We start from the raw sequence: 23,685 nt of genomic DNA on the forward strand, positions 1-23,685 counted from the left end.
GGAATCAGGCTTTTTTCTCTAAGCAAGAATTCCTGATCACCAAAGTAGCTTGAAAAGGACTCATCGTTTCATATGGCTCCCCTTCAACCCTTTGTATCAGCTCCTCCACTAACGCTACCGCCATCTCCACTCTCGGAACGTTCATGGTCGAAAGGGCAGGCGATGTGTATTCTGTCAGCAAAATATTATCAAAACCGATGAGTGAAACGTCCCTTGGTACATCCCGGCCCGCTTCCTTCAATGCCTTGAGGGCCCCGAAAGCGATATGATCATTGGAGCAGAAAATAGCGGAAGGAAGATCCCCCTGCCGGATCCAATGATGGACGGCGTCCCTTCCCGACTCTTCCACAAACCTGCCCGTATAGATGTACTCCGGCTTCACTCTGATCCCTGCTTCTTTCAATGCCTTTTGGTAGCCATTTAGTCGCTCCACCGCTGCAGGATTATCTTGGTCCCCCGTAATGATGCCGATTTCTTCATGCCCAAGCTGAAGCAGGTGACGGGTCGCCTCCATGGCACTCGCTTCATTTTCCAATACAGGCATGGGGATGGAAGAAGTACGATGGGTCAAGTTGTTCTGATCGAAAACCCCGACCAAAAAGTTGGCGGAAAGGATTTCATCGACGATCGACTGGACGCTGCTCCAGCTGATGATGATTCCTGCATCGATGCTTTTTTCCCGGTAAAGCTTCAACACGGGAGACGGATTATCCACCTCCGCCATCGTCACGAGCACCTTATACCCCCGAAGAGAACAGGCATTGATCACCGCCCCGATCACCACGCTGTAAAAAAGATCGTCGGAATAGATCCGATCCTTACCAGGGTCCTGAATGATGAACAGCCCGATCGTATGGGTCTTCTTCTTCACCAGTCTCCGCGCTGACACATTCGGTTGATACTGATGCTCCTCCATGATCTTCAAGATCCGCTCCCGGGTTTCGGTCCGTACCTGGGGCGAATCATTCAACACCCGCTGCACCGTTTTCCTCGACACCCCGGCTAGCTTCGCTATATCAAATATATCCATACTTTCCTCCTGAGTGGTTACTTCTTCCTATTATAACGGATGATGAGTGGGTTGGGTATGCGGCAAAAACAAATGAAACCTCCCCGCCCCCTCATCCGTATATACACTATAAACAGAATCACAACCTTGAAAGGGGAACACTATGGGAAACATCTTACTATTTTCATTGATTGTCGGTTTGGTCATGGCCTTATTGCTCGTACCGATGGCCGTCATGAAAAAACAACATAAAAAAGAGGGATATCCATCCTTCCCTGCACTATTTGGAGCCACATTACTCATCACGACCGTTGTGGTATTCCTATTCTATTATCTATCGAATCTCGATCAGAATTTCACGAGCATATGGATCCTCCTGATCATCGCCTCCGGTTTCGGGGCAGCATTTGCCACAGGGAAAGAACGGATGATAAAAGGAATTCTGTTCCTGGCGAGCATCTTCGTCGGTGCCTACTTCCTGACAGCGTTCGTCTTCAATGCCGATGAAAAATTCGAATCGGCGAAAATGGATGTCAAAACAGAGATCGAGGCTTTTGACGAAAAGGAAACGCCTGCAAGCGTCCCTCCACAATTCGCCCGTAACAAAATGAAGAAAGCGTTCGGCCAGGTTCCGAATACAAGCTATTATGAGCTCGGCAACCTGCAGATCCAGAAGGTGGACGGTGAGTATGTCTACATCGCACCTGTCGAATTCTCCGGCTTCTTTAAATGGTTCAAAGGGGATTCGACACCCGGTTACTTCAAGCTGAGTGCCACGGATTCAAACGCCAACCCTAAATTCATCAAAGAAGAAATGGTGTACACACCTTCTTCGTACTTCAATAAAAAAGTGGAGCGTCATATCCGCTTGAACTATCCGAAGGAAATCTTCAACGGGGACGTCCAGCTTGAAATCGATGATGATGGTAAACCGTTCTATATCCAGACGTACGGAAACTTCATCTCTGCCCGTAACGGTTTCGATGTAAAAGGAATCGTCATGGTCGACCCCGAGAACGGTAAAACGAAGTCCTATGCAATCAAAGATGTACCGGCGTTCATCGACGGCGCGGTTTCTCCTGAAACGGTCAGCCTTCAGAACAGCTATTTCGGTAACTATGTGAAAGGTTTCTGGAACAGCCGCTTCGGTAAATCGGATGTGAAACTGCCATCTGATGAAGGAACGGAAGCGAACGTGAGCCCTATTTTTGACGAAAATGGTGACATGTACTACTTCACCGATTTCACATCGCCAAAAGAAGGCGTCGATTCCATGCTGGGGTACTCCCTGACCAATTCAAGAACGGGTGAAGCGACATTCTACACAGGAAATCTTGAAGAATCGTACATGGATTCACAAGGTGCCCTGCAGATCATCCAGAAGAAATTCATCGAGAAGAAATGGGACGGCGAAATGCCTGTGCTCTATAACTTCTACGGTGAAGCAAGCTGGCTGACTCCGGTCCTTGATGCGAATGGTTTCTTACAGAACTACTTCATCGTATCAGCCGCCAACCCTGAAATCTCAGCTTATGCGAACACTCCAAATCAGGCATTGAAAGCTTATAAAACCGCCCTGCAACGCGGCGGCGGAAGCGTCGACGGCAGCTCGAAAGCCGAGGAGAAGCAAGCAAATGGTACGGTCGTCCGGGTCTACAAAGAAAAATCCGGGGACTACACCGTCGTTTCCTTCCTCTTGGATAACGGAAAAAATTATATCGTTTCTTCCGAAAACAGCTTACTTGCCATCTACTTGAAGGAAAATGATAAGGTCAACGTCACGTATATGGATACAGGAGAAGCCTTCCTCCCTGTAAAAGAGATGACGATCGAAGGATTACAACCATAAACGAAAGGCCGGAATCAGCTGATTCCGGCCTTTTTCTATTCTCCCGCATTCACATAATACACCAGATTATCCGTCCACTCCCCAAACTCATAAATGAACCCTTTTCGTGTGCACTCATACTCCATGCCCACGGCTTCCGCAAGACGGATGGAAGGCGTATTATCCAGATTGATATGAGCTTCGATGCGGTGAAAATTCAATTTCACAAATGCGAGCTGAAGGGCTGCCTTCATCGCTTCCTTCCCGTAACCACGGTTCCAGTAACGATTATGCACCGTATAGCCCGCCCTTCCCCAGTTAAAGTTGTACCGCATCAGCGTCGAGAAATCGATCGTCCCGATGTTGGCGCCATTTTCTTTCAGGAAGATCCCGAGGATATACACCTGATCCCCCTCGATCATTTCGTCATGCTTTTCAAGCATCTCCCTGAACCAGAACTCCGTGCACTCGCTCATATCCTGATAGCCGACATCATATTTATGCTGTGACGGGAGCCTGTTCAGATGTTCCCTCAACCAGTTTTCATAATCCTGATTCACGAAGGGCCTGATCACCAACCGTGCTGTTTCGATCGTTAAGTCCTTATGCTTCATCCTCTGCGCCCTCCTTTATATGTATTACGTTAATAGTACCAACCACCTAAGTAGATTGGTAGTTCTTTTCTCAGAATTGTTGTTTTCTTACATAGGAACTCCAAGGCTCTGTCTATGTGTGAGTGCGATAGATGGTGATGGGAACGGCTTCGCTTTCCGGCGGACGAACGGCCAAGCCTCCTCAGCTTTCGCTTCCGGGGTCTCGGCACGCCCGTTTTTCCGCAGGAGTCTACGCCGTTCCCATCACCATCTTGAAGAGATACCGTGACAGAGCTGAGTAGAGAATAATGAATGAATTTGCATCTTACTATCAGCTACAATTGGTCACTCCACACTGTGAAAAGGTGTTTTTTCGACGTGTATGCTAGTAGATTAGTCCTTTATCCCCGTAAAGTTGATTGGAGCGGAAGGTGCTCGACTCCGGCGGGAATAGCGGGAAAGTTGAGACCCCACAGGGCAAAGCCCGAGGAGGCTCAACTCACGCCCCGCGGAAAGCGAGCACCTGCAGCGGAAATCAACCACCACTCGCTTCCTTAACAACAAAGTATGCGAAAAGAGCCTTTTTATAAAAACGGAAGGCGCCTCTCTACGGAGAAACGCCTTCTTCGTTATTTCTCATTATTCCATTCTTCCTCTAATTCCTTCTCGATTTCCTCATCGGATAAATACTCCTCATCAAGCTGCTGAACATGCTCGGTGATCCGGTTGAGCTTGGAATGCACGATCCATAGGCTGATTACCACGAATACCATGAAAAAAATGACGATGAGTCCCACATCCATATTAATCGACGCCTCCTTTACCTATATTTATTAAGTAAACATAGAAAAAAGAAGACTTTAGTCAGAAAAAGTCCGGAAAGGTGCGAAAGTCCCCTGTCAGGTGGAACTCAATACGCCTTCGCCCAGTAGACCAACTGTTTGGCATCCTTTTCACAGCACACGCACGTATCGGACACCTGCTCCTGTTCAAACGGCATGCATCGTGATGTGGCACTTGTTTCTTCCTTGATTTTATCTTCACAGGCACGATCTCCGCACCACATCGCTTTGATGAACCCACCTTTTTCATTCACTGTCGTTTTGAACTCTTCAAACGTTTTGGCGATCGTCGTTTTATCTTCGCGGTGTTCTCTCGCTTTTTCCAATAGATTGCTCTGGATGTCTACGAGAAGCGCGGCGACTTTCCCTTCCAGCTCTTCCATCGTCACCGTGATTTTCTCCCCGGTATCACGTCTCGCCAGAATCACCTGCCCGTTCTCGATATCCCGTGGACCGACTTCCAGGCGGAGTGGGATCCCCTTCATTTCATATTCATTGAACTTCCAGCCCGGCTTTTTGTCACTGGCGTCAATCCCTACGCGGGCGACACCCGCAAGCTGCGTCTTCAGATTATAGGCAAAATCAAGGACACCTTCTTTATGCTGGGCAATCGGCACAATCATCAGCTGGGTCGGAGCAATCCGTGGCGGCACGACAAGTCCCCGGTCGTCCCCGTGTACCATGATCATGGCCCCGATGATGCGTGTGGTGAGTCCCCATGATGTTTGCTGTACATATTGAAGCTTGCCGTCACGGTCCGTGAACTGGATGCCGAATGATTTTGCAAATCCATCCCCGAGATGGTGAGACGTTCCTGATTGCAACGCTTTCCCGTCATGCATCAGACTCTCGATCGTGTACGTATATTTCGCACCGGCAAATTTCTCTTTCTCTGTTTTTTGACCTTTGATGACAGGAATCGCCAGCATCTCTTCACAAAGCTCTGCGTACACTTCGAGCATCTTAACCGTTTCATCATGGGCATCCTGATCGGTCTCGTGGCACGTATGGCCTTCCTGCCACAGGAACTCAAGCGTTCGGAGGAACGGACGGGTCGTCTTTTCCCAGCGGACCACATTCGCCCACTGGTTGTAGAGCTTCGGCAGATCCCGGTAGGAATGGATGATATTTTTGTAATGCTCACCGAATAACACTTCTGACGTCGGACGCACGCATAGCCGTTCCGCTAACTCCTCATCACCGCCATGGGTCACCCATGCGACTTCCGGAGCGAATCCTTCGATATGATCCTTCTCTTTTTGCAGCAGGCTTTCCGGTATGAAAAGGGGCATATACACATTTTCATGCCCGGTTTCCTTGATTTTCGCATCAAGGGCATCCTTGATGTTTTCCCAGATTGCATATCCGTACGGTCTGATGATCATCGAGCCCCGGACGCTGGAGTAGTCGATCAGCTCCGCCTTCGTCACGACATCGGTGTACCACTGGGCAAAGTCTTCATCCATGCCCGTTACATCTTTTACAAATTCTTTAGCCATTTGAGAGCACCTCATTTTTTAGTTGGATTGGTTTTATCAGCGGAATTTTCATTTTTTCAGCGAAATCCCACATATATAAACGAACCGCCCGACGGTAACAAAAAAAGCCCTGCTTCTCATCAGGGACCATTTCTGGCGGTACCACCCTGATTCAAAGCAAAGCTTTACACTCATTCCATGATAACGGTTTCGGACCGCTGATATCTTCATTCGATACAGAACTGGGAGGCAGGTTCAAAGGTTCATCCATGAGAGCTTTTCACCAAACCGCTCCCTCTCTTTAAAAGACAAGATCCCTTTACTGGTCCTCTTCAATGTTTCAGTTATTTTAGATGATTATATAGAGATTCCATGGGAGTGTCAATATCTGTTAGAGGGAATAGAATCTCTCCATCTCCCGCTCAAAGAAATCATTCCCATTCCTTGCATCAAAATCCCCCGCAATCTCCTCGGCCACTTCACTCATCACATCCACCGCAAATCCCGGGCGATGCCCCGCTTCCAGGAGCTTCCGGTGGAGAACGATTGCGCTCATATAAAAATAGAACATCCCATACGGGTCTTTCCCGCTGTCGGCATACTCGATGTGGCGCTCCAATACCTTGATGCCCCTGAGAGGTTCCGTTAAAGCAAGAAACCGGATATGCTCGGATGCCTCAATGAGAAAGTGGGGTTTATCGTAAATGAAAAAGTATCCCTCGGATTGGTAACGTACGGCTTGCTCCACCCGTCCGTCCTCATAATAAGGAAGGAGGAGCTTACTGTACGTAAGATGCGGAATTTCCCCGCAGCACACTTCTTTGGATAATAACAGCTTCTCGATGGGAGCCGCCTTCTCCTTTTCCCCGGTAAAATAGAAATACTCAAGCTGTGTCTGATATTCACACGCTTCACAATCCGCCAGGGAATCCCGCTCTGCGGCGAGCCATTCATGATAATAGGCGTGAGCGTCCTCTGCTTCCCCAGTCTTCAAAGCTCGTTTATGCTGATGCTGATAATAAGGGCGCAGACTGTATCCGTAGCGGTCATACGCTTCCTCGAAGTCATTGAAAAAAGCATCCAGGAGCTCCATCTCAATGCCCGGCATCTTTACCAAATGCTCCGCCATCCATTTATAGATCCAGAGGAAGCTTTCCACCCAATCCTCCAAGTTCTCTTCATTATCTAAAAAGAAACCGTTGCACCACTCGAAATGATCGAATAATTCCTCATACTCCCCAAGATAGTTGACGGTCCTCATGATTCCGAACCGACAGCAGAATTCCTTATAAAGATCCCCTTCTTTTTGGGCGATGAACAACAGATCCTCCAACCCATCCCATTTCTCAAAGCTCGCTTCTTCCCGACTCATCAGCTCTTCCCATTTATCCCAATATTGATCCACCGTCATCTTCATCCGCGAACCTCCTTCATGAGTGCGTTTTTATTTATTATAACATTCTGAATTATAATTTAACTGTTTTTTCCAAGAATTCTTCCTCATTGCTCCCCATAGAACCAGGGTGACCCCAAGCATGACGATCGAACCTCCAGCGACGGCAGCCCGAATCGACACCACCTCTGCCCCCAGTCCGATCAGAACCGTCAGCAAGATGACAAGGACCCCTTCAAGCAATCCATACAGGCTCCCTACCCGACCCATGATTTCAACGGGGATATGTTCTTGATAAAACGTCTCGAACCCTGTTGTTGCAAAGGCCAGGGCAAAGGATAAAAGAGCGAATCCAATCGCAATCGTCAAGAACCCGTGTGAAAATGCATACACGATATATCCAATAGAGACGATGACAGAGCCGACACCCATGAGGTGCATATGATGAAACTTATGAGAAAACGCCGCATTCAGGAGAGATCCCAGTACAAATCCTCCCCCTGCAATGCTCACCAGATATCCGTAGGTGCTATTAGAGAGATGCAGCACATCTTTAGAAAAAGCGGCTTCAAGGGAATCAATCACCGCGGTCATGACGAGCATGCAGGTGAACAATACGTACAGGATCATCACATACGAAGCTTTCTTGCTGAACCCCCATACGACTCGCCAATCACCCTTGACCATCTCCCAGTTGATACCGCTTATGTGAGCCGGATCCCCATCCGCAAGCTTCGGCAAAAAGAGAGTGATCACTCCCGATAACAAGAGGGCCAGGGCATTTATATAAAGGGCAAAAGTCGGCGTCCCCATCAAGAACATCAGACCGGCCACCCCGGGTCCGATCAGAAACGCCCCTGACCCGATCAGCCCCCGAAGAGCATTAAACCGCTGCCTGTTCCCACTCGGAATCAAGGTCGTGATATACGCCATCGACGCCGGATAAAAGACGGCACTCCCCATGTTGATGAAAAGCACAACGGCGTACATCCACCACTCCGCTGAAACGAAAGGCAGCATCGCGATTAAAACCGCTCTGAAAAAGTCCAGGGCCGCCATCAGATTCCGCTTATTGACCCGGTCAATCAAACTCCCCGCCCAACCGTTCGTGATTAGCGCCGCAAGTGGCTTCAACACATACAACATCACCACCGCCACAGGCGATCCCCACTCATCCAATACAATCAAATTCAGGGCAATCAGATAAATCCAACCCCCGATACTCGAAATCCCGATACCCGATAAAAGCAACAAAGGATCCTTCCACTTTTTCATCCACTATTCCTCCCCGCGATTTGTGTAAAACAAAAAAATCCCACCCCCAAGACGTTGGTCTTGGGGGCGAGATTCTATATCGCGGTGCCACCCCAGTTCACCAGCATGTCACCATACCGGCCTTTTCGGGTACGGCCCTTCGGCGTATACCCTAGCTCCGTAACGGGAGCTCCCGTCACACCATCCCCGCTTCCGGTTCCGATGCGCTGCTCAGAGTCTTGGTTCAATATCGTCCTTCCTGCCCCTTTTCAGCTGCCGGAGCTCTCTTTAAAGAAGTCTTGATATCTACTCTTCTCTTCATGGCATTTTTTTGAAATTTTTACTATGGTAGCATGGTTGGGATGGAAAGTAAATGAAAATCACATAATCAGCTTCAAAAAAAGAGCACTCCACAAGAGCGCTCCTCTCCCCAATTAGCTACCCATCTTCCGGCGGGTATTGCTTGGTTTCTTCGTTTGCTGACTTTGCATGCGTTGGTTGGATGCAAGACCGCCTGTTGCCTGCTTGCCGCCTGCCTGTGCTTCTTTCTTCTTTGCAAGCTGTTGCTTCATCGCTTCCTGAAGGCTGATTTTTTTCTTTTCTGGCTGTATTTGTTGATCATTAGTATTCGACATAATGGGATCTCCTTTTTGAGACTACTAAATTTTTGAAACTACCTCCATTATAATACATCCACCCGAATAAAGACATCTGCCTGACAAATAAAATAGCCAACCCCCTGAAGGATTGGCTTAATGGTTTCTAGTGGTATCCATTCTGTCCGTTTGCAGAACCGGATGTTTTTTGTTTCGGTGTGTGTTTCCCGTTTTGCTTTGTACCGCCGTCTTTTTTCGTTTTCTTTGTCATGCTGAATCACTCCTAAGACATAGTTTGTGAATCCTTATTATTTTGTACAAAAAAAGAAAAGAGTTTCCCGGTAATAACCGGAAAACTCTCCATTTACGCTGCTGGCTGCGGCACGTCTTCGTCGACCTGTATGACAGTACCATCGTTTAAGCGCTTTCTTAATGTGTAGATAAAGGCAAGGATTGACACAATCGTTATGACGGCAGCTCCCATATAGGCTGTGCCCATGGAAAGCCCGAATCCGATCGGAGCGTTCAGGATATACGTGAACGTCACCATCGTCATAAAGATGGCCGGGATCGTTGCGACCCAGTGTGGTTTCTTTTGCAAGGCCAGGTACATGGCGCCTACCCAAAGAGCAATCATCGCCGTCGATTGGTTTGCCCATGAGAAGTATCTCCATAAGAGATTGAAGTCCATGCGTGTCAATACGACTGAAATCACGAACAGTGGAACGGCAATCCAAAGGCGACTGGACATTTTCACTTGTCCGACCTTGATGTAATCGGCAATGATCATACGTGCACTCCGGAATGATGTATCACCGGAAGTGATCGGAAGAACGATGACTCCAAGGATGGCAAGGGTTCCGCCGATGGAACCAAGCATCAGAACAGACACTTCGCTCACGACTGCAGCAGGTCCTCCGTCTTTCAAGATCGCATTCAGTTCACCAGGCTCGAACAGGCTCATGGCAGCTGCTGCCCAGATCATCGCGATGATCGCTTCTAAAATCATCATGCCGTAGAAAATCTTGCGTCCGTTCTTCTCGTTTTGAGTCGTTCTTGAGATGATCGGTGACTGTGTTGCGTGGAAGCCTGAAAGGGCCCCACACGAAATCGTCAGGAATAATAAAGGAAAGATAGCGACTGAATCAGGATGCATATTTGTTAGGGAAACCTCAGGAATATCTGCTCCCGTAATGACCAATCCTGCTCCGATACCTACCGCACTGATCAGAAGCAGTGCCCCGAACAGCGGATACACTTTACCGATGATTTTATCAATTGGCAGTAGCGTTGCGACAATATAGTAAATGAAGATCGCTGCAATGATGACACCAAGTGAAATCCATGCCGGAGTCAGATTCGCAATCAGGGCTGCAGGTGCCGTAACGAACACCGTCCCTACCAATACAAGTAACAGAATCGAGAATGCGTTAACCACATGCTTCATCGTTTTACCAAGGAAACGTCCTGCAAGCTCCGGTAAATGAGCCCCTCCGTTACGGATTGAAATCATCCCCGTCAGGTAATCATGAACCGCTCCGGCGAAAATCGCCCCAAGTACAATCCAAAGGAAAGCAACCGGTCCGTATAAAGCTCCCATGATCGGACCGAAGATCGGGCCGACACCAGCGATATTCAACAGCTGGATCATGGAGTTCTTACCAGTTTTCATCGGAACATAATCCACTCCATCCGCTTTTGCATAAGCAGGGGTGGAACGACTTTCATTCACTCCAAAAATCTTTTCAATCAATTTTCCATATGTGAAGTAACCAATAATTAAGACAACAATCGAGACCAGGAATGTGACCATGAATATGATCCCCTTTCGTTCAGTTATGAATACGCTTTCATTATAGCAACCATATTCACATTTTCGTCACATTCTGTTTAAGATGTCGAAAATTGGGGTTGAGATGTTCTGGGAGGGGATTATTGTGCATGGTGGAATGGATGGGTGCCTGGCACCGAATGCTCGATTTGTACCTGGCACCCATCAACCAATTTGTACCTGGTACAAAAATCAAAAAATGTACCTGGTAGAAATCCCTCCGATTGTACCAGGTACACGCCACTACACTACAACTCCAATCGCTCCCGTAATTCCTTCACATAATTCCGGCTCACCGGAATCGCCTCATCAGCCCCATGAACCTTCAACTGGTATACGCCGCTCCCCCATGGAATCAACTCTTCCACAAAGGGGAGTTGAACGAGATAGCTTTTGTGGACGCGGAAGAACGGATAGGTGCTGAGTTTGGCTTCCAGTTCCTTGATTGGCAGCCTGCACGTGTATTTCTTTTTTTCCGTACAGATGAATGTTTCCCGCTCTTCCCTGAAAATATAGAGAATATCCTCCGGTTTGACGAATACAATCTTATCCTCATCATGGACGGCCAGTTTTCCGAGGGATGGATTTTCACGGGGTCCGACCTTTACTAATGACTTCAGTCTCTCCATCGTTTGGGCAAGCTGATCCTCTTCAAAAGGCTTCAGCAGGTAATCGACAGCCTCGACCCTGAACGCTTTAAGGGCATAGTCAGGATACGCCGTGGCGAAGACGATTTCCGGCTTATGCTTCATGTTCTGAAGGGCCTCGGCGAGATCCACTCCGCTCATGCCGGGCATTTCGATGTCGAGGAACAGGACGTCAGGCTCTTTCGTCAGTATGATTTCGAGGCCCTTTTCGGCTGAGCTTGCTTCCCCGACCACCTCTGCCCAGGGATAACTGCCGAGGAGATGCTTCATTTCCTCCCTGCTGTATGGTTCATCATCGATGATCGCGATTTTCATTCCTTTTCACTCCTTAACGTAAAGGCAACGGTGGTCCCGCTTCCCTTTGCAGATGAGATCTTCAGCCCTGCTTCTTTTCCCATCATCATTTCCAGGCGTTTGTTCACATTGTATAGGCCGATCCCTGTGCCTGCCTCTGATTCCACGGGCTCCGATAATAGCTTACTCAGTCTGTCTTCAGCGATGCCACATCCATTATCCGTCACGCTGACGGTCACTTTCTCTCCTTCTTTCCTTATGGAGATCGTTAACACAAACCCTTCTTCTACCTTTTTCATCCCATGTTTTATTGCATTTTCCACCAGGGGCTGAAGGGTGATGGACGGGACTTTCGCCTGTAACGCATCTTCATCGATTTCATACTCGACCTTCAGCCGGTCAAAGAATCGTGCTTCTTCAATGGCCAGGTATGCTTTCACATGCTGTCCTTCTTCTTTGAGAGTGGACGTCGATTTCGTGCTCCCCGTCAGATTCTGGCGGACGAATTGGGAAAGGGAAATGAGCAGTGTCCTGGCCTTATCGGGATTGATCCGGGTCAATGACACAATGACATTGATCGTATTGAACAGAAAATGAGGGTTGATCTGAGCCTGGAGCGCCTTTACCTCGGACTCCTTCGCGAGCTCCTTATGGGTATCGATTTCAGCAAGCTCCAGCTGATGGCTGAGAAGTGTCGCAATCCCTTTTGTCAGCTCCATCAATATCGGTGAGATTTCCTTTTCGGAATGAAAATAGAATTTAAGGGTCCCGACGATGTCATCCCCTTTTAATAGCGGGGCCATGATGGCCGCTCCTAATGGACATCCGCTCCTGTCACACTGGATATCCTCCCGTCCCACCTTCATGAGCTCACCGGTTTCGATGACCCGCTTCGTCGCTTCCGTTTGGATCGGCCGCCCTTCATGGTGATGATCAGAGGCAAGTCCGACATGAGCGAGGATATGGGATGTATTCGTGATGGAAACCGCCAGGGCATTGACATCCCTCATGAGGATTTCACATGTTGCCCGGGCTGACGATGCATTCAATCCTTTTCGCATGTATTGCACCGTGCTGTCTGCCAGGCGCAGTGCTTTCTGTGACTGAGCAGCCCCCATCCGTTCCTCTTCTTGAAATACACTTTTGATGATAAGCAGGAAAATCCCGGTCCCGACACCATTAGCGAGAATCATCGGCCAGCCGATATCAGACACGAGCAGGTAAGCATCGTCAAATGGCTTCGACAATAACAGGATGAGAAGCATCTGCATCCCCTCTGCAATAAAGCCGACAAGAAATGCCTTTTGCGGAGAAACGAGCCTGTTTTTCTTTTCCCGCTTGCCGATCCATCCTGCCAATAGACCTGCAAGCACCGTCGAGATCCCGCATGAAAAGGCTGTAAATCCGCCAAGGAAAAACCGGTGGACACCCGCCACCAGTCCGGCCCCGAGACCGATCCAGGGACCACCGAGGAGTCCTGCCACCACAACGCCGATGACCCGAGAGTTCGCAATCGCTTCATTCTGTTGAAGATGCCACTGCCATTTCGTATATTCTTCCTGAAACGGATTCACGATCAATCCTGTATATGTACCAACGATCCCGAAGAAACCAAACAGCAGGATCAGAAGGACTGTCTGGGATTTCTTCACGTGGGTCCGTTTTTCAATCAGATGCCGAAAGAAGCTGATCCTCGTCATCACAAAGGCAATCGTCACGATGATGCCGAGCCGTTCGACCATTGCAGCAATCAACATATTCCCCACCTCGCTTTCTCTATCACATAAAAAAAGAAGACCCCTTAAACACGAATGTTTAATAGAATCTTCCCCTACTTCAACCTTTACTATGTCCGGGGGATGATTTCCCCTATTTTAACACGAATCTTTGTCTTTAATCGTGACGAGTGCATTGATTTCTCCACCGATCATGATGATGATCCCCGTTAAGTAGAACCAGATCATGAGGACGATGATCCCACCGATGCTGCCGTATGTGGCGGAATAATTCCCATAACTCCCTACATAATACGAAAAGGCCAAGGATGCAAGTACCCAACCAAGCGTCGCAAAGATCGCTCCCGGAAACGCACTTAAACATTTGATCCTTTTACTTGGAGCGAAATAATACAATCCGACGAAAATGATAAAGAGGATGATGGGCGTGATGGCCCAACGTATCCCGTTCCATATCGTTAAAAATTGATCTGAAAACCCGAATTGAGAAAATAGGAAAAGACCAATCTGTTTTCCGAATACGGGAAGCAGGAGAGCGATGACAAATACCAGGATCATGGCGAATGTCAACAGAATGGACATCAGGCGCGTGGCGATGAACGACCTGGTTTCCTCGACATCATATGCCCGGTTCAAGCTCTTCACTATGGCATTCATCCCATTGGATGCCGACCAAATCGTGGCGATGATACTGACGGACAGCAATCCGGAATTGCGGTTGGACATGACGTCCTGCAGTGTTTCCTCGATCATCGACATCGTTTCACCGGGTGCAAAATCCCTCACCAATCCGAGAATATCCCCCTGATTAACGGGCAGATATGGAAGGAGTGTGACGACAAAAATCAGCAGTGGGAAGAGCGATAAAAGAAAGTAATAGGCAATTTGCGCAGCAAGGCCCGTTACGTCATTCGCACTGATGTTGGCGAAAAGACTTTTCGAAAATCCTTTCCATTCTCCTTTGACCGTCTCATCCGACATGCTTTCACCTCATTTCGTTAATACCCCTTAAATGAAGAAGCAATCGGTTGGCTCTCTTCATCCTGAGCAGTTAGTTCATTCGATGGTTCTTGACCTGAGAATGTATCTTTATACGCTTCTGATGAGTCTTCAAACGTTTCTTTCGTCTCCTCGATGATCTCTTTCACCTGAGGGGTCATCCCTTTGATTTCATCTACCTTTTCACTTATGAAGTGAATGTCCCTCGAGACCTGATCCGCCGTCATGCGCAGTTTCTCATACACTTCCTTCGATGTCTCAAGCAATCTCTGAGGATTTTTTGAATAGGTGGAGATATACTGTCCACTGTTCTTTAAAGTGGAGCCCACTTCCTGACGTGTCGATCTGTCCAATAGAGACAGAAGCCCCCCTGCAACAGCACCAAGCATGACCCCTTTGTAAAACTTATTTCTTCCCATATGTATTACCCTCCTTCAAATGATTGTCTTTTTTTATTCAGCAATCGGCTGCAGCCGGATTCCACTACATCATATTTTTTCTCACGAATTAGCTTATCTACTCATTTCCCATTCCTTTATAGTGTAAAACATTCTCTGAAAAAAATCCTCTTCTATCCATGCCTTATTGACAGGATGATGGAATCATGGAAAGATAAATGTACTACATTGCACGTCAGAAAGGACGATTCGGAGATGGATTTATCACAAAACACAGCAGAAAACATCGAATTCATGGTTACAGCGATTAAAGAAAAATTGAGAATGGTCAATGCAGGTGCGGTCAAGCCTGAAGATTTCAATGAAGAAATGTATGAAGATCTCCACGACCTTTATGTCATGGTGAATCGCAAGGATCATTTCAGCCCGAGCGAGATGAACGCCATCATTGAAGAAATGGGTAACCTTCGAAGGAAAGCGTGAACAGTAAATTGAAAAAGGGGACATTCCCACAAAGGTACAAAATACCTTGGGGAATGTCCCCTTTCATTTACTTGTCTTATTTAGAAAGAAGCGCCAGTGATTCACGGTTGAATGCCGGGATATCATCAGGTGTCCTGCTTGTTACAAGCTGATTGCCGCACACGACGACTTCTTTATCTTGGTATGTCACGCCTGCGTATTCCATATCCACTTTGATGGACTTGAAGCCCGTTGCTTTTCGTCCTTCCAGTGCTTTTGCCGTAATAAGTAATTGTGGCCCGTGGCAAATCGCGAATACCGGCTTTTTCTCATCCATGAAATGCTTGGTGAATGTCACGAAACGGTCATCTGCGCGGAGCTGGTCCGGAGAAAATCCGCCTGGTAATAATAAGGCATCAAAGTCTGCAGGATTGACGTCATCGATGCTTTCATCGATCTTCACCGTTGCATCGCCCTGTTTGCCTTTGACTGATTTTCCTTTTTCCTTCTCAATCGTCACGACTTCGTGGCCTGCTTCTTTAAATGCTTTTTCAGGATCTGTAAATTCTACGTCTTCAAACATGTCTGTAATTAATGTTGCAATCTTAGCCATAAAATATAACACTCCTATTATTGTTTGATTTCTTATCACACTTATACTTTACCCGGCACACAAAGATTAAAACCCATCATTACCCATCGTGAATTGGGAGAAGATCGTATCCCTTTGTACTTCATACACTTCTTTCCCCATGATGTCGTTGATGATATGGATATTCCGGTCGACGGCCAATCCAAGATTCGTCGCCCCGGCCCCGTGGGAATGCTCCAGATTCGTCACGGTGTAAAAATGATGATTGCGATCCGGCTTCTCTTTAAACTGAAGCTGATAATTACGGGAGACTTTGAATTTCTTATCATCTTCCCACACGATTTTGTCTTCGAACTCTTCGAAGAACCACTCAGGAATATTCGGCTTGTACCCTGTCGCTAAAATCACTTTATCGCTTTGATACGTGAATTCGCGATCTTCCTGCCATTGGCGGCAGCTCAATACGTAACCGTCCCCTTCATCCCGGATCTCGTTCACTTCCGTCAGGGGCTGGATGGTCGTGCGGGGTGACCGGTCGCTGACTGAGTGGTTGTAGAGTATATTATAAATATTGTTGAGGGTGTCCGGATCGATCCCGTTCCTGAGCTGATCAAGGGTTTTCAGGGCTTCCATCCGCTTATCATACGAGAGTCCATGGAAATAGTCCACATAGTCAGGGGCGAAGAATTCCTGCCCGAGCTTTGACGATTCAAGCTGCAGGATCCCTTCGGAACGGGTCAGCCATGTCAGCTGATACGAATGATTTTCCTGTTCCTTCAATAAATCGAAGAACACCTCGGCTGCACTTTGACCGGATCCCACAATCGTGATGGCGGCCCCTTCCATCGTCGTTTTTTTATGAAACAGATACTTGCTCGTATGATGGACGTCTTCATTCGGCAGCCCTTCCATTCCTTCTAGAATAAGAGGCTTGCTTCCCGTTCCCATCACAATATGCTTCGCATAATAAACCTCACGCTCATCTTCCAGCCGGTTATCGACCACCACTTTATAACAGTCGCCAACATCCGTTACCCCGATCACTTCGCTGTGAAATTGACATGAGCTCAGCTGAGCCGAGACCCAGCGGGCATAATCATTGTATTCCTGACGCGGCATTTCAAACTTTTGAAAAAAGAAAAATTTATATAAACGATTATGGGTATGTAAATAATTCAAATAACTGTACCGGCTCTGTGGATTGGCAAACGTCACCAGGTCCGCAATGAACGGCACCTGCAAATCTGTCAGGTTGATCAGCATTCCCGGATGCCACTGAAACTCCGGGGTCTGATCGAAGAACTTCACCTTCAGATCGGTCCCCTCCTCCATCAGGGCAGCCAAACTCAAATTGTACGGCCCGATCCCGATTCCGATACAGTCGAATATTTCATGTTTACTCAATCGGCTCTCCTCCACATTCATGATCTACTTTTCTATTTTTACCCTAAAAGGACGGGTGATTACCCTGTTTCTTGAAAATAATTATGAGGAATGTGTGACCATGAGGGTTCAGCTGCTGAATTTCTTTAGAATTTTGACAGGTGAAGCTCATGCGTTATTCAGCTGCTGATTTTCATCCATTACTCAGCAGCTGAACGAAAGCAGACCCCAAACAAAAAACGGATCCCTTCTCACAAGGATCCGTTTTTCCTGAAAGTCATCGCGTACCATCCGCCTTCTTTCACGATCGGTTCGACGGACTCGACTTTGAAATGAGTTTTCCCGGCCAGTGTCTCCATTTCCTTCTGGGAAGGAATCGGGTACAGGTTCTGGAATGTCATGAAGAAGCTGTTGAAGGCACTGGAGAATTGCTTTCCATGCTTGGATTTCTGCATCGGTGTCAAGACGAAGAACAAGCCTTCGGACCCGAGCCATGTAGATGCTTTTTCAAAGAATTGCAGACGTTCGGATGGGTCGATATAGTGAAAAAGATTATTGGCCATGATCATATCGAAGGGCTGTTCCGGCTCATATTCATGCAGGTCCCCACAGTGGATGTCGATATTTTCAAAGTCTTGCAGGGATTGTTCCGCTGCTTTGGCGACGGCTTCATGGATCTCGATCCCCACCATTTTCTTTTCGGGATAACGCTCCCCTATCCTTTTCACATATCCTCCTTCACCGCATCCCAAGTCCAGTATGGAGTCCACATTGTATTTTTTAATCGCCTTCTGCACCTTTGGAAAAGCGAATCGTTCCAATAGAATCGATGTTTTCGCTACGGTGGAGCCGTGGACATCCGAATTGAAGTGCTGTTTCGTCTGATTCCGAAGTAGTTGAGGATACGACAACAGGGCCGGGATATGCAGCTCCATCATTTCTTTCAGCAGGATCCCTGACGAGTGGGGATCTTTCTTGGAAGTCGGCAGCTTCCATCTGTTTCTTGTCGTGACTTTCTCGTCCTCCACCCGTTTCAGATGCTTGATGGTGATTCCCACCTCCACCCATTGTTCAAGGAGATCCATTTCGATATTTTGAGAGAGCGCCACTTCCTGAATGGAAGCAGGCTTTGTAAATTGATCGAACAGGTCCATTTCATAGCCCACATAGGCGTGCCAGCTGTATAGGAAAGGGACATTCTTTTTCATCCAGGTACGGGCCCGCCATACCTTCACCATTTCTCCAATCATTGTAATGCCTCCTTTCCTTTCCAGGGATAGTCCTGATTTTCTGTAAATGTAGTCGTTGATTTTTCTTCGTCTGTTAATGAATCATGTCTGATCGGGAGCATGCCCCCCTGGATCATCCGGTCATATAGGGTTTCCCTCCACATGCCGAGGCCAGAGATGTTCAGCATCTGTTTGTAGTGGGATATCGAGTCCCTCTCCATCCTCTGCAGGCTTTTATTCCGGAGCCAGCCGACGGGTCGGTAAGGATAGGAATAGACGAGGGCCGATAAGTGACTGAGGTGCATTTGGTGGGCGACCCGCTTTTTCCTCACCTTTGGATACCATTCCAAATTGGCTGGATTCAATTTCCCCTCTTTATACATGTCACATAATAGCTCACCGAGGATGCTTCCATCCTGGATCGCCATATTCATCCCTTCCCCCGCCATGGGATGAACCGTATGGACGGCGTCTCCGATAAGGGCGAAATGATCTCTCACATAGGTCTCAGCATGATATTTCAATGGAACCATGAGCTGGATTTTCTTCCAATCCTCTATCTGGTTCACATACCCGTCAAGATCCGGGCACATTTCGATATAGAGTTTATGAAACTCTGAAATCGGTTTTTTCCGGAGTGTTTTGTATTCACCTGCCGGGATAAGATAAACCGACCTCACTTCATTGTCCGGAAGTGGAAATAATCCTAAAAATGATTGATATGTAGAAATGATACGCCCCTTCACCATTTCCATTGGCCGTGGGAATGTGACCGTGAGGAAATGATGATTATACTTTTTCTCCTTCACATCCACTTCCATATAGTCACGGGTGACTGAGCTCCTTCCCTCTGCACCGATGATGAAGTCACTATGAATCTCCGTTTCTGCCTTCGTTTCCCGATCTTCGACGGTGACGGTATGACCATTTATCTTTTTACAGACGGTATTCGCCCGATAATGGAAGGATGGATACTCTTCCCCCTTTTGCCGCAAAATGTCCTTTAAGGTTTCATGATGGATCATGAGGGAAAATGGATACGGGGTTGGAAGGATGGAGTAGCTCATGGTTGAATGTTCAGCCTTGGATTTCGCCCGTTTCAATTCAATCAGTTCCAGATCGGAAATGCTGTGTCCGTTTTGAAAGACATCGTCTATGACTCCCAGGGAATCGAATATTTCCAGGCTCTTCGGTTGGAGTAGCTCACCCTTGTAGACGGATCCCGGCCCAGGCAGCCGCTCTACGACGGTGACATCGATGTTACACCGGGCGAGTTTCAGCCCGAGTGTCAGGCCGCCAATGCCTCCACCGCTTATAAAGACGTTCGTCTTCATCTTTCTTCACCTCTTTCCATTCATTTATCCTATTTCCAGGATGTTGAAACTTGCCGGTGTGCTCTCGCCAGGAGGTGACAAGTTCCTTGCAGGAGAACCTCCTTGAAGAAATTTGTAGAAGACGCTATTTCCCGGGAAAATATCAGCATTATCCCTCACTCCTTACTAACGTCTTTTCATTATTTGTCGGATTTTTTCCGTTTTCAAAATCGACATTACCCGTGCAAATAAAAAAAACCACGACAAGATTCATCTCTCATCGTGGAATATTTTCTAATGATTGTTGGCAATCGGCAGAAGGATCGTGACGGTTGTCCCTTCACTGACGTTGCTTTGAATGGATAGTGAGCCGTGATGCTCCTTGATGATCTTTTGACAAATCATCAGTCCTAGCCCGGTCCCTTTTTCTTTCGTGCTGTAAAATGGTTCACCAAGATGCTTCATTCGCTCGGGAGGGATCCCGCTCCCGTTGTCCTGTATCGAGATCTTCCCATGGCCATCCACCTTTTCCAGCTGAACATTCAGGAGTCCGCCTGCAGGCATGGCTTCCAGGGCATTTTTCATCACATTCAAGATGACTTGTTTCATTTGATGGGAATCACAGTAGATTTCGGCTTCTTCCACAGAGAACCTCACATCGACCCCCTGCTTCAGGCATTCCATCTTGATGAATTCAACGGAACTTGTGAGAAGGGTTGTGAGGGATGTCAGGGAAAACTTGACGGCCCTTGGTTTAGCCAGTGCCAGAAACTCATTGGTGATGATTTCGATCCGGTCGAGTTCTCCCTGGATGACACCAAGATAAAAGTCATCCTCGGCATTTTCCTTCATGAGCTGGAGGAATCCTTTCAGAGTCGTCAGGGGATTCCTGATTTCGTGAGCCACGCCAGCTGCGAGCTGACCGATCATCGCCAGCTGCTCTGACTTCTTCAGCAGGTCTTCATTAAGCTTCTTCTCGGATAAGTCACGTATGATGGCAGAAATACCGATCAAACGTCCCCCATCATTCAAAATCGGATTCATATTAAACGCAATTTCGACCGGTGAGCCGTCCTTCCGGTACCGGACGGTTTCATAGTCTTTGATCCGCTTCCCGGCCATCACCGTGGCCAGGTTTTGTTTGAACTGAACGACCTGATCGTCCTGATGGAGAAAGGTGATTTCCCTTCCTGTGATTTCATCCTTCGTCCATCCAAACATCGATTCGAACTGTTGATTCACTTTTAAGACCTTCCCTTCGGGATCCAGAAGGGCGATCCCGTCTCCTGCATGCTCGAAATAGGCTTCAAGAAGCTCTTTCGCTTCTTTCAGTTCTTCTTCCATCTGCAGTTTTTCCGTGATGTCCTGTCCAAATCCGTAGATCCCGATCACCTTATTCTTTACACGGATCGGGATATTGGTGACGGCTACATGGCTTTTGCCACCTTCTCCATTTTCGAAGGTGGTCACGAATCTTGACGCTTCTCCTTTTAGGGCGATTTCAAATTTCTTGATGGCCGTTTCCTTGCTGCCCTCTGCTATGAACTCACTGAAGTGGGTTCCGATCATATGGGGTGAAATGTGGTTCCACTGGGTTTTCACCGCTGGATTCACTTCTTGTATGATGCCGTTAGTATCGACCATATAAATATTGTCGGGACTGTATTTTACGATTGATTTATACTTCTGTTCGCTTTCGATCAGCTTTCTCTGGATATCCTTGATCAGGGAAATGTCTGATATCGACACGATGATTTCCACTACGGCACCTTTTTGAACTACAGGGACGATGGAAGCCAGATACTCCAATTCCTTGTATTCGTCTTCATAGGTCAGCTCTTCACCCGTTTCCCATATCCGCTTTAACTTTGGTTGGATCTTCCCCAGATGATGGGAATCGAATACTTCCTGAATCGTTTTCCCGATCACTTTCGAAGGAGTCAGGTTCAGCTTATTCAATAGCTCCCCCGCCGCCATTTCAATGACGAAATCCTGATCGCTTTTCTTTATCTTGTACGTGATCGTCTTTTGAAGGCGGAGGGTATTTTCAAGTTCCACCTTTAAGGACATCAATTCATTTTCATACTTTTTCTTTTCCGTGATGTCATGGAGGATGATCCCCACACTATCCACCGTTCCGTCACTCTTATAATTAGCTGGGGAAATGGTAATATTGCAGGTGATCTTCCTGTGCGTACCCATTTGGAAAGTCACTTCTTCCCCTGTCGTATTCAAGCCTTTCAAGCCATCTTTCACAATGGAATGGAAGGCTCCATTCTGCAGTGGCGGCTGCTGACAGAGGGACTCCCCCAGAATCGCATCAGAAATCTGAAACAGCTTCTGGAAAGACTGATTCATTTCCATTACGTTTCCGTTTTTATCAATGATACAAACACATGTAGGCGTATTGTGGATAAGGGCTTCATAAATCGCCGAATGGGAATGATTTACATCTTCGCGCAAAACGCCGGACTCCACGGGGATCATCATGACCAATTCTTTGGACTCATCTATCCGTTTCCTCTTAAATCCGTAGTATTGATGATGCAAGCGAATGGAATAATCGTCATCCTCCAGAATTTTCAGGAGGAGATTGTCTTCCTTGAGGGTGATCCCCCTCCAATCTTCATTTTGTTCTATAAAAGATGGTTGTGTCACATCGATTATTGCTGCCGGGGCTGGAATTGAATCTACATTCAATGCATGGTTAGAGTGCATTTGAGCCATAGTACCTTCCTTTATCGTAACGTTATTACCCCCATTTTACCCTACCTTTCCCAACATATAAACGGCGAATGTCAATTCACACCAAAAACCCGGGCACCACCTTTCTGCCCGGGCTCCTTCCTGTCATCTAACATTAAATGGCTTCGATCCGGACAAGTTCGGCATACCGGACGGCAATTTCTGCCCCGATTTGAGCATTATGCTTCACGAGGGCGATATTCGCCGTCAGGCTCCTGCCATCCGTCAACTCCTTCACTTTCCCAAGCAGGAAGGGAGTGGCTTCCTTGCCTTTGATTCCTTCTGAATCCGCTTCTTTTAACGCTGTTTCAATGATATGATCCATCTCCTGCTCGTCCATGGCATCCGCTTCCGGAATTGGATTGGCTACAACCACTCCGCCCTTCAGGCCAAGTTCCCATTTCGCTTTCAATATGCCTGCAGTCTCCTCTGCTGTTTCCACCTTATAGTTCACGGAATAAGGGCTGCTTCTTGTATAAAACGCCGGCAATGAGTCGGTCCTGTATCCTAAAACGGGTACTCCCTTTGTTTCCAGGTATTCGAGGGTCAGGTCGATATCCAATATGGACTTGGCCCCGGCACAGACGACAGCCACATTCGTTACGGCGAGTTCCTCAAGATCCGCAGAAATATCCATCGTCACTTCCGCGTTCCTGTGCACCCCTCCGATCCCACCTGTCACAAATACCGGGATATCCGCAAGCTCTGCACAAATCATCGTTGCCGCTACCGTCGTGGCCCCGTCTTTACCGGTTGCGAGGATATAAGGGATATCACGACGGCTCGCCTTGATCACGTCTGTTGCCTGCCCTAAATATTCAAGCTCTTCCTGGGATAATCCGATTTTAATCCTTCCATTCAAAATCGCGATCGTTGCCGGTACCGCCCCTTTTGATCGAATGATGTCTTCAACTTCCCTTGCCGTCTTCACGTTTTGTGGATATGGCATACCGTGAGAGATAATCGTTGATTCCAATGCGACGATCGCCATGCCCTTTCTTTTTGCTTCTTTTACTTCCTCTGAGTATTCTACATATGGATGGATATTCACAACCATTTCCCC

At 47.5% G+C, this 23,685-nt stretch carries 20 protein-coding genes and 2 other annotated features; of the genes, 2 read left to right on the forward strand and 18 right to left on the reverse strand.

Annotation, left to right across the window (positions count from 1 at the left end; genetic code table 11):
* Window positions 1-4: 4 nt before the first annotated feature.
* On the reverse strand, window positions 5-1,030 hold the full coding sequence (locus tag N5C46_RS11600) for a LacI family DNA-binding transcriptional regulator (RefSeq protein WP_261752224.1): 1,026 nt from the start codon (window positions 1,028-1,030) through the stop codon (window positions 5-7).
* A 142-nt stretch (window positions 1,031-1,172) separates the two neighbouring features.
* Here N5C46_RS11600 and N5C46_RS11605 point away from each other — a divergent pair, with 142 nt between their 5' ends.
* Window positions 1,173-2,858: a DUF3159 domain-containing protein gene (locus N5C46_RS11605; protein ID WP_261752226.1), complete on the forward strand. Its 1,686-nt coding sequence runs from the start codon at window positions 1,173-1,175 to the stop codon at window positions 2,856-2,858.
* A gap of 35 nt (window positions 2,859-2,893) precedes the next feature.
* Here N5C46_RS11605 and N5C46_RS11610 read toward each other — a convergent pair whose 3' ends face one another.
* From N5C46_RS11610 to N5C46_RS11660, 11 genes are all read right to left on the reverse strand, one after another.
* Entirely contained in the window at window positions 2,894-3,451 is a 558-nt protein-coding gene (locus N5C46_RS11610) for a GNAT family N-acetyltransferase (RefSeq protein WP_261752227.1), read from the reverse strand.
* A gap of 608 nt (window positions 3,452-4,059) precedes the next feature.
* Window positions 4,060-4,233, reverse strand: a complete 174-nt coding sequence (locus tag N5C46_RS11615; protein ID WP_156030071.1) for a hypothetical protein — start codon at window positions 4,231-4,233, stop codon at window positions 4,060-4,062.
* 107 nt (window positions 4,234-4,340) lie between these two features.
* On the reverse strand, window positions 4,341-5,771 hold the full coding sequence (gene proS, locus N5C46_RS11620; protein ID WP_261752228.1) for a proline--tRNA ligase: 1,431 nt from the start codon (window positions 5,769-5,771) through the stop codon (window positions 4,341-4,343).
* A gap of 118 nt (window positions 5,772-5,889) precedes the next feature.
* Window positions 5,890-6,095: a binding site (T-box leader), on the reverse strand.
* Window positions 6,096-6,141: 46 nt separating this feature from the next.
* Window positions 6,142-7,167 carry a hypothetical protein gene (locus N5C46_RS11625; protein WP_261752229.1) on the reverse strand — a complete coding sequence of 342 codons (1,026 nt, stop codon included), beginning with the start codon at window positions 7,165-7,167 and terminating at the stop codon, window positions 6,142-6,144.
* A gap of 27 nt (window positions 7,168-7,194) precedes the next feature.
* On the reverse strand, window positions 7,195-8,418 hold the full coding sequence (locus N5C46_RS11630; RefSeq protein WP_261752230.1) for an MFS transporter: 1,224 nt from the start codon (window positions 8,416-8,418) through the stop codon (window positions 7,195-7,197).
* Window positions 8,419-8,477: 59 nt separating this feature from the next.
* Window positions 8,478-8,728 (reverse strand) — a binding site (T-box leader).
* A gap of 103 nt (window positions 8,729-8,831) precedes the next feature.
* Complete coding sequence (locus N5C46_RS11635; protein ID WP_034761269.1) at window positions 8,832-9,032, reverse strand: hypothetical protein; 201 nt, start codon at window positions 9,030-9,032, stop codon at window positions 8,832-8,834.
* 325 nt (window positions 9,033-9,357) lie between these two features.
* Complete coding sequence (locus N5C46_RS11640; protein ID WP_261752231.1) at window positions 9,358-10,806, reverse strand: carbon starvation CstA family protein; 1,449 nt, start codon at window positions 10,804-10,806, stop codon at window positions 9,358-9,360.
* A 266-nt stretch (window positions 10,807-11,072) separates the two neighbouring features.
* The gene (locus tag N5C46_RS11645; RefSeq protein ID WP_261752232.1) at window positions 11,073-11,786 is read right to left on the reverse strand and encodes a LytR/AlgR family response regulator transcription factor; all 714 of its coding nucleotides are present in this window, start codon (window positions 11,784-11,786) and stop codon (window positions 11,073-11,075) included.
* Window positions 11,783-13,522: a sensor histidine kinase gene (locus N5C46_RS11650; protein ID WP_261752233.1), complete on the reverse strand. Its 1,740-nt coding sequence runs from the start codon at window positions 13,520-13,522 to the stop codon at window positions 11,783-11,785. Before N5C46_RS11650 ends, N5C46_RS11645 begins: the two co-directional genes overlap by 4 nt.
* Window positions 13,523-13,639: 117 nt before the next feature.
* Window positions 13,640-14,482: a YihY/virulence factor BrkB family protein gene (locus N5C46_RS11655; protein ID WP_261752234.1), complete on the reverse strand. Its 843-nt coding sequence runs from the start codon at window positions 14,480-14,482 to the stop codon at window positions 13,640-13,642.
* Between the two features lie 17 nt (window positions 14,483-14,499).
* Entirely contained in the window at window positions 14,500-14,919 is a 420-nt protein-coding gene (locus tag N5C46_RS11660) for a hypothetical protein (RefSeq protein ID WP_261752235.1), read from the reverse strand.
* A gap of 234 nt (window positions 14,920-15,153) precedes the next feature.
* Between N5C46_RS11660 and N5C46_RS11665 the strand changes: the two genes are divergently transcribed.
* The gene (locus N5C46_RS11665; protein ID WP_061809186.1) at window positions 15,154-15,381 is read left to right on the forward strand and encodes a DUF1128 domain-containing protein; all 228 of its coding nucleotides are present in this window, start codon (window positions 15,154-15,156) and stop codon (window positions 15,379-15,381) included.
* Between the two features lie 76 nt (window positions 15,382-15,457).
* On the opposite strand, the gene N5C46_RS11670 is transcribed toward N5C46_RS11665, so the two are convergent.
* The 6 genes from N5C46_RS11670 to N5C46_RS11695 all read right to left on the reverse strand — a co-directional run bounded on the left by N5C46_RS11670 (window position 15,458) and on the right by N5C46_RS11695 (window position 23,613).
* Window positions 15,458-15,973, reverse strand: a complete 516-nt coding sequence (locus N5C46_RS11670) for a type 1 glutamine amidotransferase domain-containing protein (protein WP_261752236.1) — start codon at window positions 15,971-15,973, stop codon at window positions 15,458-15,460.
* Window positions 15,974-16,039: 66 nt separating this feature from the next.
* The gene (locus N5C46_RS11675) at window positions 16,040-17,356 is read right to left on the reverse strand and encodes a lysine N(6)-hydroxylase/L-ornithine N(5)-oxygenase family protein (protein ID WP_261752237.1); all 1,317 of its coding nucleotides are present in this window, start codon (window positions 17,354-17,356) and stop codon (window positions 16,040-16,042) included.
* Between the two features lie 230 nt (window positions 17,357-17,586).
* Window positions 17,587-18,585: a class I SAM-dependent methyltransferase gene (locus tag N5C46_RS11680; protein ID WP_261752238.1), complete on the reverse strand. Its 999-nt coding sequence runs from the start codon at window positions 18,583-18,585 to the stop codon at window positions 17,587-17,589.
* Window positions 18,582-19,898, reverse strand: coding sequence for an FAD-dependent oxidoreductase (locus tag N5C46_RS11685; RefSeq protein WP_261752239.1), 1,317 nt, complete (start codon window positions 19,896-19,898; stop codon window positions 18,582-18,584). The genes N5C46_RS11680 and N5C46_RS11685 overlap by 4 nt, the downstream gene beginning before the upstream one ends.
* Window positions 19,899-20,171: 273 nt before the next feature.
* Window positions 20,172-22,604, reverse strand: coding sequence for a PAS domain-containing protein (locus N5C46_RS11690; protein ID WP_261752240.1), 2,433 nt, complete (start codon window positions 22,602-22,604; stop codon window positions 20,172-20,174).
* Between the two features lie 133 nt (window positions 22,605-22,737).
* Window positions 22,738-23,613: a pseudouridine-5'-phosphate glycosidase gene (locus N5C46_RS11695; RefSeq protein ID WP_420720456.1), complete on the reverse strand. Its 876-nt coding sequence runs from the start codon at window positions 23,611-23,613 to the stop codon at window positions 22,738-22,740.
* Window positions 23,614-23,685: the final 72 nt, after the last annotated feature.

Source organism: Rossellomorea vietnamensis (genome assembly GCF_025398035.1).
GTDB lineage: Bacteria > Bacillota > Bacilli > Bacillales > Bacillaceae_B > Rossellomorea > Rossellomorea vietnamensis_B.